Here is a 12,537-nt window from a genome sequence, read left to right as displayed (position 1 = left end):
TCACGGTGAGTTCACGCGCGGGCATCGTCGTCACCGGAACCGAGGTTCTGACCGGACGCGTCCAGGACCGCAACGGTCCCTGGATCGCCGACCGGCTGCTGGAACTGGGCGTCGAGCTCGCGCACATCACCATCTGCGGCGACCGTCCGTCCGACATCGAGGCGCAGCTGCGTTTCATGGCAGAGCAGGGCGTGGACCTCATCATCACCAGCGGTGGCCTGGGCCCGACCGCTGACGATATGACCGTCGAGGTGGTGGCTCGATTCTGCGGCCGTGATCTGGTCCTCGACGAGGCGCTGGAGAACAGGATCGCCGAGATCCTCAAATCGTTGATGGCGCGCAATCCCGCCTTCGCGGCGCTGCTGGAGCCGGGCAAGTTCGAGTCGGTGCGAACGGCCAACCGCAAGCAAGCGATGATCCCGGTCGGAGCACAGGTGCTCGACCCGGTCGGCACGGCTCCGGGGGTCGTGGTGCCCGGCAAGCCCGCGGTGCTGGTCCTTCCCGGACCGCCGCGCGAGCTACAACCCATGTGGCACAAGGCTGTCCAGACACCGGGGGTGCAGGCGGCGATCGCCGGCCGCACCGTCTACCGGCAGGAAATGGTACGGATGTTCGGACTCCCTGAGTCGGGGCTGGCCGAGACGCTACGCGAGGCCGAGACCGCCGTGCCCGGCTTCGAAGCCCTCGAGATCACCACCTGCCTGCGGCGCGGCGAGCTGGAGATCGTGACGCGCTACGAACCGGACGCAGCGCAGGTGTACACACAGCTGACCCGGTTGCTGCGCGACCGCCACGGCGAGCAGGTGTTCTCCGAGGACGGCTCGCAGGTCGACGATCTGGTCGCGGGGCTGCTCGCCGGCCGGCGGATCGCCACCGCGGAATCCTGCACCGCGGGCCTGCTGGCGGCCCGGCTGACCGAACGCCCCGGATCCTCGGACTACGTGGCCGGCGGCGTGGTGTCCTACTCCAACGAAGCCAAGGCGCAGCTGCTCGGCGTGGACCCCGAGCTGATCGAGACGCACGGCGCGGTCTCTGAACCGGTCGCGCAGGCGATGGCGGCCGGCGCCCTGAAACGTTTCGAAGCCGACACCGCCGTCGCCATCACCGGGATTGCCGGTCCCGGTGGCGGAACCGAGGAAAAACCGGTGGGCACAGTCTGTTTCACCCTGGCGCTGGCAGACGGCCGGCAGGTCACCCGTACCCTGCGGCTGCCCGGCAACCGCTCCGACGTCCGGGAGCGCTCGACCACGGTCGCGATGCACATGCTGCTACGCACCCTGGGCGGTTAGCCCTCCCCGGGCAGGAAGGCGCTTTCGGCGGTGCCGAAGCGAATTCCGGTGGCGTCTTTGCCGATCAACGTCAGCAACACCACCATCGTCAGCACCGGCACGATGGTCACCGCCAGCGCGAACGGGTAGCCATGCGTTTCGGCCAGGTGTTCCTGGATGGGCAGGTTGAACGCGGCCAGCAGGTTGCCGAGCTGATAGGTCACCCCCGGGTACAGCCCGCGAATGGCGTCCGGCGACATCTCGGTCAGGTGCGCCGGGATCACGCCCCAGGCGCCCTGCACGCACAGCTGCATCAGGAACGAACCCAGGCACAACATGGCTGCGGTGCGCGAGTAGGCGAACAGCGGCACGATCGGCAGGGCCAGCACGGCGCAGAACACGATGGTGTAGCGCCGGCCGAATCGCTGCGACAAGGTGCCGAAGACCAGGCCGCCGATGATGGCACCGACGTTGTAGGCCACCACAATCCAGCGGGTCGTTGCGCTGGACAGTCCCGCGCCCTCATCTGCGGTCGCCTTCAGGAACGTGGGGTAGACGTCCTGGGTGCCGTGACTCATCCAGTTGAAGGCCGTCATCAACAACACCAGATAGCAGAACCGGCGGATGACCTTCGCCTCGCGCAGCACGTCGCGGACTCTGGTCTTGGTCAACCGCATCCGATCCTGTGCGGCCTCCCATACCTCGGATTCCTCGACGCGGTACCGGATGATCAGGCTGACCAGGGCCGGGATGATGCTCAGCGCGAACAGCCAGCGCCACGACAAGTCCAGCCAGTTCATCACCACCAGCGAGGCCACCGTGGCCAGCAGGTAGCCGAACGAGTAACCCTCCTGCAGCAAACCGGAAAAGAAGCCGCGCCGCTCGGCCGGAACCTTCTCCATGGCCAGCGCCGCACCCAGACCCCACTCGCCGCCCATGCCGATGCCGTACAGCAGACGCAGGATCACCAGCACGGTGAAATTGGGCGCGAACGCGCACAGGAATCCCACCAGGGAATAGAAGATCACGTCGACCATCAGCGGCAGTCGCCGTCCGACTCGGTCGGCCCACAGCCCGAACAGCAAGGCGCCCAACGGACGCATCGCCAAGGTCGCGGTGGTGACGAAGGCGACCTCGGTCTTGCTGCGGTGGAACGTCTCCGCGATGTCGGCGTACACCAGCACGACGATGAAGTAGTCGAACGCGTCCATCGTCCAGCCCAGGAATGCCGCGATGAACGAGTTGCGCTGGTCGCTGGTCAGCCGCTGTCGGGTCACGTGTGCATCGTGCAGTACCGGCCGCGATCCCGCGAGTCTGCTGTGCACCCCTAGCTCGTCGCCGCTGTTGCACATATGCTTATTAAGCCCGTAATCCCGAAGACCACTCCCCGAAACCGGCCAGCACTTACGCTGTCTTTCGACCGTGCCGCCTTCCGAGACGAGGGCATTCCCAACGACCAATACGACGGGACATTGCGAACGATGAAGACTGTCGCGATCAAATCATCGCCGGCTCCTTCCCGCACGCGGCTGAGTTCGCCAGTCAGCGATCCGCAGCACGGTCTGCGCGCTGTCACCGAATGTTCGGGATCAGCCGTGGTCGTTCACGTCGGCGGCGATATCGACGCCAGCAACGAGACCATCTGGCAGCGTCTGGTGAACCGAAGCGCCGCCATCGCGATCGCGCCGGGCCCGTTCGTGATCGACGTCCGCGAGCTCGATTTCCTGGGTTCGTGCGCCTATGCCGTACTGGCTCAGGAGTCGGTGCGGTGCCGCCGGCGCGGGGTGAGTCTGCGAGTGGTCAGCAATCAGCCGATCGTGGCCCGCACCATCGCCGCCTGTGGCCTGCGCCGCCTGCTGCCGATGTACGCCACGGTCGAAGCCGCGTTGGCCCCGGCGGTCTGAGCGCGCTCGGTTTACGGTGCCGGCGGTGGTGGCGGCGCGTGGGGAGCGAGCAGCCCGTTGAGGATGCCCAGGGTGCCTTGCAGTTGAGGCCCTGACAGTGTCGGGGGCGGCGCCTCGCTCGTCGGCTGCCACGGCTGGCAGCCGCTGGTCTTGAACGCCTTGTCAGTCGCTTCGATCTGGACCACCTGCGGGCGCTTGGTGATCGCGTTGTCGATCAACGCACCGTCGGGATTGCCCATCCGCTTCCAGTAGCAGGTGCCGTTGCCGACAGGTCCCGCAGAGCTGTACACCCCGGGTGCGATGTCCTTGCCGACGGTGTAGACACCGTCGTGGTCGATGGTCGTCCGTGGTGCGCCCGCTGCCGCCGGCGCTCCCGACGGGGACGGGGATGGGACCGGAGATGGCGCCGGATCCGGATCAGCTGCGGCGACCCCCAGCGAGCCGGCCCAGCCCGCGACGACCAGCGCCGCTGCGGCAACCCGCGCCGTTTGCTTAGAACCCATAACAAAGCACCCTACCTGGCTGAACTGCGCATTTCGAGTCTCGGCGCCGAGCCGATCCCGTTAGCTCAGCCACACGCTGCCGCGCTCAGTCCAGGCGGCGCACCTTTCCGGCGTAACCCAGCGCGTGCACGTAGGTCGCGAGGTTGTCGCGCGAAATCCGCGCGTGCACCGGGCGCTCCAGCAGAAAGCGCAGCACCGGGTTGTATGCGTGATAGGTCTCGTGGAACGTGAGCACCGTGCTGCCGTCGGGCTGTTCGTCGAGTTGGTGGTAGCCCTCGGCCCGCGACCACAACGGCTTGCCGACCGCCACATACCGCGACACCTGGTTGATCCTGGCTTCGGTCACGGTCTCCCAGGACCGCCCCACGCCGCCGGAGAGCAGATATCGGGCACCGGGAAGATACAGGTGCGGACCAGCCCCTCACCCGCCGCGTCGCCCTCGTTCAGGATTTCCATGCTGCCGGTCGGCCACGTCAGCACCCGTGGCCGCGGCGCGTCGGGCGGCACCGGTGGGTGCAGCACCCGCCATACCTTCGCCGGGGCGCCTCGACGTGGAAACGCACGGTGTAGGACTGCATCAGCTTTCGTCCCAGGTGTCCCAGCAGGTGATCGATTCTGCCGATGGTCTTGCCGCGGGGCGGAAGTCGCTGCCGATGGTGTAGGCCACCGGGAACAGGGCGGCCTGGGTGACCGAGGGCGGTATCCCGAGCAGCTCGGCGACTTCGCGTTCCTTCGCCAGGTGCATCGTCGTCCACACCGACCCCAGTCCGCGGGACCGCAAAGCCAACAGGAAACTCCAGCCGGCCGGGATGATCGACGCCCAGGCCGAGGCGGCCACCAGCCGGTTGCTCTCCTCGATGGGCTGCAGCAGGCAGGGGATGACGTGCACCGGGACCCTGGCCAACGTCTCGGTCAGGCCCGCCGCGCTGCGGTAGACACGCTGCGTCTGTGGATCGGACGCGGTGGCCGCGGCGTTGGCCAGGTACTCCGCACCGATGCTGCGGTAGATGTCGGCGATCGCCGCGCGTTTCTCGGGGTCGGTGATGACGATCCAGCGCCAGTCCTGGGCGTTACTGGCGGTGGGCGCCTGCATCGCCAGGCGTATGCAGTCCAGGATCACCTCACGACCCACCGGCCGGTCCAGATCGAGACGCTTCCGGACCGCACGGGTGGTGCTGAGCAATTCGTCGACCGAAGCGATGTCCATTCAGCTCCCTTCCGCGTGCTCAGAAATTACCGCGACGGGCCCGAAAAGAATCGACCGCCCATATTGACGCGCGCGTCGACCCGGTTTGGACAGCGGGAATCGTGCCGGATAACGTCCGTGCCAACGAGTAGTGGGCAGGCGTTCAATAACCTGCGCCGGGATGGAGGTCTTTGGCGTTGCTGTTCATGCATGAGGTTCATACGGTGCGTGGCCGCGCCGAGGACGAGTTCGAGGCCGCTTTCCGGGACGGCTGGTTGCCTACGCTCGCCGCCGGGGACGAGGCCCGACTGCTGTGGTACACCAACCAGGCGCAGGGCAGCGGGCCGGCTTACACCGTCATCACCGTGACCGCGGTTCGCGACGGCGCCGCCTGGGAGCGCCTGACGAAGCGGGTGCAGCAGGGGGACCTGCGGGATTGGATGCACCACACCGACGAATTGCGCCACGGGGTCGACGCCAAGCTGTTGGTGGCGTTGCCGTGGTCGCCGATGCAGCATGTGTCATTCGACGATGTGCCGGCTGACGGTCGCGAACACGAGATGAGCCTCTACATGGAAGACACCATGTGGCCCTACGAGGACAAGTTCGAGGAGTACATTCTGCGCTGCGGCGAGGTGTACGCCCGAAGTCTCGAACAACCGTCGTCGATGTTGCAGATGCACGCGTCGTTTCAGCCCGCTCTGGGCAGCCATTTGCGTCGGGAAGTGATTCTGATGCAACGGATCAGCCGTCCCGAAGCGTTGCTCGACCTGCTTCGCACACACATCCCGGCCGAGTACCGGACTCCCGGCACCTGGTTGCACGACGCGTTGGACCTGCGCGACCAGTGGACCAGCAGGTTGTTGCGGACCTCCACCTGGTCGCCGCTGTACTGAGCTGATGAATCTCGGGACCATCATCGATGCCGCCGCGGCGCACGATCCGCAGCGGACCGCACTGATCATTGACGGTCGCTCCTTCAGTTACGCCGAGCTCGACAGGGCCGTGCACGCGTGCGCCGACGGGCTGGCCGCCCGCGGTGTGACGGCCGGTGACCGGGTCGCCGTCGTCGACACCGCCAGTCTGCTGTCGATCGCGGCGCTGCTCGGCGCGGCGCGCATCGGAGCTGCGGCAGCGCTGATGAACCCGGCGCTGACGCCGCCGGAGCTGCGGGCGCTGCTCGACAACGCGGGCTGCGCCGAGGTGGCGGTGGCCGGGGAGTCCTACGCTGGACGGCTGCGTGACGCCGCGGTGCCGACGGTGTTGACCGATGTGGACTTCACCGGCGAAAGACGTTGCCCGCCAGTCGAATCAGTTGTCGACGAGCAGACCGCGATGGTCTTGTTCACCAGCGGCACCACCGGCCTGCCCAAGACTGTCCCGATCGGCAGCCGGCAGTTGACCGCGCGGCTGGACAGGACGTCCGCGCCGTTCGCGCCGGACGTCCCGCCCGTCGCGGTGATGATGTGCGTACCTTACTTTCATGTCGGCGGGTCACTGGGTTTGATCGCCAGTCTCTACTCGGGCAACACGCTGGTGGTGCAGCGCCGTTTCAACGCCGGCGAATGGCTGCGGCTGGTGTCAGAGCACCGCGTGACCGGGATGTTCCTGGTGCCCACGATGATGCACCGGATCCTGGAACACCCCGACTTCGCCGACACCGATCTGTCCTCGCTCACTGCGATCACCTACGGCGCGGCGGCTGCCCCGATCTCGTTGATGCGCAGAGTGATTGCGGCCCTCCCGCACGTCGCTTTCACCAACGTGTTCGGCCAGACCGAGACCTTGGGCACGTACGCCAACCTGCTGCCCGGGGACCACCACGATCCGGCCCGGGCGGGCTCGGTGGGACGACCCCTGCCCGGGGTCGAGGTGCGGGTGGTCGACCCCGACACCGGTGCCGACGTCGAACCCGGCGCGGTCGGCGAGCTGTGGGTGCGCAGTCCGCTCAACACCGCGGGCGGGTGGCTGCGCACCGGGGACCTGGGCCACCAGGATGCCGACGGCTACCTCTATCCGAGCGGGCGACTGCGCGACACCATCAACCGGGGCGGAGAGAAATTCGGTCCGATCGAGGTGGAGGAGGCCCTGCGTTCGCACCCGGCGGTGCACGACGTCGCAGTGGCCGGTGTCGACGACGAAGAGTTGGGCCAGCGCGTGGGTGTCGCCGTGGTGCCCCGCGGGCCGGTGACCCTCGCCGAATTACGTGCGCACTGCGCGCCGGTGCTCGCCTACTTCAAGCTGCCCGAGCGGCTGACCATCGTCGACGATATCCCCTACAACGCCACCGGCAAGGTGAACCGCGCCCAGCTCGCGGCGCTGATCGGCGCCGCTGACTGAAATCTGCACGGTCACAACAAAAATGGCGCATCAGCCTTTTTTGACTTGCAGTACCCGCTTACGCAGGCCGTCCGTCGCCGTTTCCATCAGCCCCTTGGCGCCCTTCTTGACCAGGAAGCCCGGCACCGGCACGCCGAGATCCACGGTGAGCTCGAAATGCACCCTCGTCGAATTCCCTTCGGGCGTCAGCGTGTATCGCGCGTGCTGCCCCTTCTGCGCTTTGGCGCTCACCAGCTTCCAACTGACGCCGTCGTCGTGCACGGTGTAGTCCAGCACCTGTTCGTCGCTCACGCCAACGACTTTGACGACTTGCCGGGATTTGGTCGGATGGCCGTCCTCGTCGCGCTCCAGAACCTCAGCTTCGCGATGAGCCGACGACCATTCGGGCAGCGATTCCAGATCGAACAACACCTCCATGATCTCGTCGGGTGTCGCGTCGATGACAACTTCGCGGGACTCGGTGACAGCCATGCGCAGATACATTGCCACCGCCGCGGCGGCTAAACCAGCTCAGGGCACCAGCACGACCTTGCCGATGTTCTCTCGGGCAGCCAGGATCCGATGCGCTTCGGGTGCTTGGGAGAACGGCACCGCGGCGTGCACGATGGGCGCGACGACGCCGTCGCCGAGTGCCCGGCGCAGCGGCGTGATCCAGGGTTCGAGGGTGCCGCGATCGTCCCACAACCGCAGCATGTTCAGGCCGATGACAGTCTTGGACTCCGACAGCTGATCCATCAGATTGAACCCGCGCAGCATCGCCAGCGCGTGCGGGGCCGCCTTGCGCAGTGCGCGCTTCTCGCCCTCCTGCAGGTTCGAAATCCCATAGCCGACCAACCGTCCACCCGGACGCAGCAGCCCGTAGGACCGCCGCAGCGACGTGCCGCCCAGCGCATCGAGCACGAGGTCGTAGGGCGGCAGATCCTTCCACCAGCCGTCGCGGCGGTAGTCGATCGCGCGATCGACGCCCAATTCGGTCAGCTTCTGGTGCTTGCCGGGCGATGCGGTGCCGTGTATCTCGGCGCCTGCCGCCTTGGCGAACTGAACGGCCGCGATGCCCACGCCGCCGGCCGCGGCATGAATGAGCACCCGCTCGCCGGCCTGCAACGACCCGTAGCCGTGCAACCCCGCCCACGCAGTGGCGTAATTGACCGGGACCGCGGCGCCCTGCTCGAAGCTCACCGACTCAGGCAGCGGCACCGAGTCGGACTCGGCGACATTGACGATTTCGGCGTACCCACCGAATCGCGTTCCGGCCAAGACCCTTTCACCGACACGGCCGCCGTCGACGCCGTCGCCGACAGCCACCACCGTGCCGGCGACCTCGTAGCCGACGACGGCGGGGAGCTTGGGCGCGTCGGGATACAAGCCGACGCGGGCGAGATGATCGGCGAAGTTGACGCCGGCCGCCCGGACCTCGATGCGCAGCTGACCCGGGCCCGGGCGCGGCGGGTCAGGGCGTTGCTGGACCTGCAGCACCGAGGGACCACCGTGTCTGGTGATTACGACTGCGCGCATCGTGTTTCTCCTTGCTCGGGACGAATGGCGGTTCAGCTCGCATCGGGATCACGCCGAGATGGCCTGCTCGAACACCTCTCCGTAATACACTCCCGGGACTGATGAACCACGACTGGGAGCAGTTGAGCGCCAGGGTGCATCGCTGTCGGCTGCCGTTCTGCGATGTCACGGTCGGCCTGGTGTACGGCGCGCGCGGGGCCTTGTTGGTCGACACCGGGACGACGTTGCCAGAGGCCGCCGCCATCGCGGCGGACATCCGGGAGATCGCCGACTGCGACGTGACCGATATTGTGTTGACGCACAAGCACTTCGACCATGTGTTGGGATCCTCGCTGTTCGCCGGGGCCGAAATCCACTGCGCGCCGGGAGTTGTCGAATACCTGCTGGCAGGTACCGACCAGTTGCGCAGTGATGCGCTGCGCCACGGAGCCGATGCCGCCGAGATCGACCGTGCCATCACCGCGCTGCGACCACCTGCGCGCGGGATCCACGACGCCGTGGTGGACCTCGGGGATCGCGCGGTCACCATCGCCTATCTCGGTCCAGGCCATACTCATTCGGACTTGGTCGTGCTGGTTGCGGCTGACCGCGATGGTGGTCCGCCAGTGGTTTTCACCGGCGACCTCGTCGAAGAGGCCGGAACGCCCGCGATCGACGGCGACTCCGACGTGGCCGCCTGGCCCGCGACCCTCGATCGGCTACTGGCGCTGGGCGGCCCCGATGCCCGCTACGTCCCGGGGCACGGCCGTGTCGTCGACGCGGCGTTCATCCGGCGCCAACAGGGTTGGCTGCGGGCTCGTGCGGCTGGGTCGACCGGTGACCCAGCTCACTATCCAGGGGCATAGACTTTCAGCGACAAGGGGAATTGGCGCTGAGAAGGAGCGGAAGGCCATGGCCATCGCCGAAACGGACAATGCAGTCCAATCGAAGTTCGAGCAGGAGGTCGCCGACACGCAGCGCTACCTCGACAGTCCGCGGTTCGCGGGCATCACGCGCCTGTACACGGCCCGCCAGGTCGTAGAGCAACGCGGCACGATTCCCGTCGACTACACCGTGGCGCGCGAGGCGGCCGCCGCCTTCTACCCGCGCCTGCGTGAGCTCTTCGAGCAGAAGAAGAGCATCACCACATTTGGCCCGTACTCGCCCGGCCAGGCCGTGAGCATGAAGCGGATGGGCATCGAAGGGATCTACCTGGGCGGCTGGGCCACCTCGGCCAAAGGGTCCACGACCGAGGATCCGGGCCCAGACCTGGCCAGCTACCCGCTCAGCCAGGTGCCTGACGACGCCGCGGTCCTGGTGCGCGCCCTGCTCACCGCAGACCGCAATCAGGAGTACCTGCGCCTGAACATGACCGAACGGCAGCGGGCGACCGCCACGTTCTACGATTACCGGCCATTCATCATCGCCGATGCCGACACCGGCCACGGCGGAGATCCGCACGTGCGCAACCTTATTCGGCGTTTTGTGGAGGTCGGCGTCCCGGGCTATCACATCGAGGACCAGCGTCCGGGCACCAAGAAGTGCGGCCATCAGGGCGGTAAGGTTCTGGTGCCGTCCGACGAGCAGATCAAGCGACTCAACGCCGCTCGCTTTCAACTCGACATCATGCGGGTGCCGGGCATCATCGTCGCCCGTACGGACGCCGAGGCAGCCAACCTGCTCGACAGCCGCGGCGACGAACGCGACCAGCCTTTCCTGCTCGGGGCCACCAACCTGAAGGTTCCGTCCTATAAGGCCTGCTTCCTGGCGATGATGAAACGCTTCTACGATTCGGGCGTCGAGGAGCTCAACGGCCATCTGTTGTACGCCTTGAGCGACGGCGAGTACGCGGGAGCCAACGCATGGCTGGAGCGCCAGGGGATCGCCGACCTGATCTCCGAGGCGGTCAAGACGTGGCGGGAGAACGGCGAGACTTCGATCGACGACGTCTACGACGAAGTCGAATCCCGCTTCGTGGCTGCCTGGGAGGACGACGCCGGGGTGCTGACCTACGGCGAAGCCGTGGCCGAGGTCCTGGAATTCGGTGAGAGCGACGACGAGCCGCGCGGCATGAGCTCCCAGGAATGGCGGGAGTTCGCTGCGACCGCGTCGCTCTACGAGGCCCGGCAGAAAGCCGCCGAGTTGGGTGTCGACCCGGGGTGGGACTGCGAGCTCGCGAAAACCCCTGAGGGCTACTACCAGATCCGCGGCGGGATTCCGTATGCGATCGCCAAGTCCCTGGCCGCCGCGCCGTTCGCCGACATTCTGTGGATGGAGACCAAGACTGCCGATCTGGCCGATGCGCGGCAGTTCGCCGAAGCGATTCACGCCAAGTTCCCTGACCAGATGCTGGCCTACAACCTCTCGCCCTCGTTCAACTGGGACACCACCGGCATGACCGACGAGGAAATGCGGGAGTTCCCAGCGGAACTGGGCAAGATGGGCTTTGTCTTCAACTTCATCACCTACGGCGGACACCAGATCGACGGTGTCGCTGCCGAAGAGTTCGCTACCAACCTCACCCAGGACGGGATGCTGGCGCTGGCCCGCCTGCAGCGCAAGATGCGGCTGGTCGAATCGCCTTATCGCACACCGCAAACCCTGGTTGGCGGGCCGCGCAGCGACGCAGGCCTGGCGGCGGTCTCCGGCCGTACGGCGACCACGAAGGCGATGGGCAAAGGGTCCACTCAACACCAGCATCTGGTGCAGACCGAGGTGCCCAAGAAGCTGCTGGAGGAATGGCTGGCGATCTGGAGCGAGCACTATCAGCTGGGCGAGAAGCTTCGGGTCACGTTGCGGCCCCGTCGCGCCGGCTCGGATGTGCTGGAACTGGGCATCTACGGCGACGGTGACGAGCAGCTGGCCAACGTCGTGGTCGACCCCATCAAAGACCGCCACGGCCGCAGCATCCTGCAGGTGCGTGACCAGAACACCTTCGCTGAAAAGCTGCGTCAGAAGCGGCTGATGACTCTGATCCATCTGTGGCTGGTGCATCGGTTCAAGGCCGACGCGGTGTACTACGTGACGCCGACCGAGGACAACCAGTACCAGACCGAGAAGATGAAGTCGCACGGCATCTTCAGCGAGGTCTATCAGGAAGTCGGTGAGATCATCGTCGCCGAGGTCAACAAGCCCCGCATCGAGGAGCTGTTGACCACCGACCGCGCGGCGTTGAAAAAGTTGATTCTTAAAGAGAACTGACTAATTCGGGGGTCGGGCCTGGTTATGTGGTGCCCCTGAAGAACAGGCCCGACAGGTTGTTGCCGAGGTTGCCGATGCCGGAGACGAGACTGGTCAGAGCCAGGTCCAGAACGCCGGCGTTGGCAAGACCGGAAACGCCGCTGCCGACGTTGTTGAAGCCCGAAATCAGGCCGCCGAAGTTCTGGTAGCCGGAGCCGCCCAGCAGCCCGGGACCGTTTGAGTTGTACCAACCCGACAGTCCCGCACCGTTGTTGCCGAATCCTGAGTTGCCACCGATCCCGGTGTTGAAGAAGCCGGATGACGGGTTGATCGTTGTGTTGAGGTAACCGGGGCCGCCGGGGACGGGGAAAGTGGCCAGGACCTGTGCGGGTAGGTGGATGCTCGGGATGACCAGCGGCGGCAGGGTGAATTCCGCCAGACCGAACGGTGGGATGTCGAGCGCTGGGGTGGTGAAACCCACTGTGGTGAGGTTCGGCAACACCAGATCACTGAGCCCGATCGGATCGATCGTAAACCCAGGAATCGACACCGGCGCCGTCGTGATATTCGGCAAGACCAAATCACTAAGCCCGATCGGATCGATCGTAAACCCAGGAATCGACACCGGCGCCGTCGTGATATTCGGCAACACCAAATCACTA

11 protein-coding genes and 2 pseudogenes are annotated in these 12,537 nt (G+C 66.3%); 6 read left to right on the top strand and 7 right to left on the bottom strand.

Annotation, left to right across the window (positions count from 1 at the left end; translation table 11 throughout):
* The first annotated feature begins 5 nt into the window (after positions 1-5).
* The gene (locus AC5Y6Y_RS24095; RefSeq protein ID WP_499919436.1) at positions 6-1,289 is read left to right on the top strand and encodes a competence/damage-inducible protein A; all 1,284 of its coding nucleotides are present in this window, start codon (positions 6-8) and stop codon (positions 1,287-1,289) included.
* Here AC5Y6Y_RS24095 and AC5Y6Y_RS24090 read toward each other — a convergent pair.
* Complete coding sequence (locus AC5Y6Y_RS24090) at positions 1,286-2,545, bottom strand: sialate:H+ symport family MFS transporter (RefSeq protein WP_499919435.1); 1,260 nt, start codon at positions 2,543-2,545, stop codon at positions 1,286-1,288. The genes AC5Y6Y_RS24095 and AC5Y6Y_RS24090 overlap by 4 nt on opposite strands.
* 204 nt (positions 2,546-2,749) lie before the next feature.
* Between AC5Y6Y_RS24090 and AC5Y6Y_RS24085 the strand changes: the two genes are divergently transcribed.
* On the top strand, positions 2,750-3,172 hold the full coding sequence (locus tag AC5Y6Y_RS24085) for an anti-sigma factor antagonist (protein ID WP_463824241.1): 423 nt from the start codon (positions 2,750-2,752) through the stop codon (positions 3,170-3,172).
* Positions 3,173-3,183: 11 nt separating this feature from the next.
* On the opposite strand, the gene AC5Y6Y_RS24080 is transcribed toward AC5Y6Y_RS24085, so the two are convergent.
* From AC5Y6Y_RS24080 to AC5Y6Y_RS24070, 3 genes and pseudogenes are all read right to left on the bottom strand, one after another.
* Complete coding sequence (locus tag AC5Y6Y_RS24080; RefSeq protein WP_463824242.1) at positions 3,184-3,675, bottom strand: Rv1352/Rv1906c domain-containing protein; 492 nt, start codon at positions 3,673-3,675, stop codon at positions 3,184-3,186.
* A gap of 85 nt (positions 3,676-3,760) precedes the next feature.
* A pseudogene (locus tag AC5Y6Y_RS24075) lies at positions 3,761-4,253 on the bottom strand (SRPBCC family protein).
* Positions 4,253-4,882, bottom strand: coding sequence for a nitroreductase family protein (locus AC5Y6Y_RS24070; protein ID WP_463824244.1), 630 nt, complete (start codon positions 4,880-4,882; stop codon positions 4,253-4,255). Before AC5Y6Y_RS24070 ends, AC5Y6Y_RS24075 begins: the two are co-directional and overlap by 1 nt.
* A gap of 185 nt (positions 4,883-5,067) precedes the next feature.
* Between AC5Y6Y_RS24070 and AC5Y6Y_RS24065 the strand changes: the two genes are divergently transcribed.
* Together AC5Y6Y_RS24065 and AC5Y6Y_RS24060 are read left to right on the top strand one after the other, a co-directional pair.
* On the top strand, positions 5,068-5,757 hold the full coding sequence (locus tag AC5Y6Y_RS24065) for a hypothetical protein (RefSeq protein WP_463824245.1): 690 nt from the start codon (positions 5,068-5,070) through the stop codon (positions 5,755-5,757).
* A gap of 4 nt (positions 5,758-5,761) precedes the next feature.
* Positions 5,762-7,201: a class I adenylate-forming enzyme family protein gene (locus AC5Y6Y_RS24060; protein WP_499919433.1), complete on the top strand. Its 1,440-nt coding sequence runs from the start codon at positions 5,762-5,764 to the stop codon at positions 7,199-7,201.
* Positions 7,202-7,231: 30 nt separating this feature from the next.
* Here AC5Y6Y_RS24060 and AC5Y6Y_RS24055 read toward each other — a convergent pair whose 3' ends face one another.
* Together AC5Y6Y_RS24055 and AC5Y6Y_RS24050 are read right to left on the bottom strand one after the other, a co-directional pair.
* Positions 7,232-7,672, bottom strand: coding sequence for an SRPBCC family protein (locus tag AC5Y6Y_RS24055; RefSeq protein WP_499919432.1), 441 nt, complete (start codon positions 7,670-7,672; stop codon positions 7,232-7,234).
* Positions 7,673-7,711: 39 nt separating this feature from the next.
* Entirely contained in the window at positions 7,712-8,716 is a 1,005-nt protein-coding gene (locus tag AC5Y6Y_RS24050) for a zinc-binding dehydrogenase (RefSeq protein WP_499919430.1), read from the bottom strand.
* A gap of 101 nt (positions 8,717-8,817) precedes the next feature.
* On the opposite strand from AC5Y6Y_RS24050, the gene AC5Y6Y_RS24045 reads away from it, so the two are divergent.
* Positions 8,818-9,561 (top strand): MBL fold metallo-hydrolase, encoded by a 744-nt coding sequence (locus AC5Y6Y_RS24045; RefSeq protein WP_499919429.1) that lies wholly within the window; start codon positions 8,818-8,820, stop codon positions 9,559-9,561.
* A 46-nt stretch (positions 9,562-9,607) separates the two neighbouring features.
* A complete protein-coding gene (gene aceA, locus AC5Y6Y_RS24040) occupies positions 9,608-11,896 on the top strand; it encodes an isocitrate lyase ICL2 (protein ID WP_463824250.1) in 2,289 nt (762 codons plus the stop codon).
* A 22-nt stretch (positions 11,897-11,918) separates the two neighbouring features.
* On the opposite strand, the pseudogene AC5Y6Y_RS24035 reads toward aceA, so the two are convergent.
* Positions 11,919-12,537, bottom strand: a pseudogene (locus AC5Y6Y_RS24035) (PPE family protein); the annotation flags it as partial.

This window comes from Mycobacterium sp. NGS24 (assembly GCF_059813065.1).
Note: the sequence above shows the minus strand (reverse complement) of the source record. Positions and strands in the feature narration are given on the sequence as shown.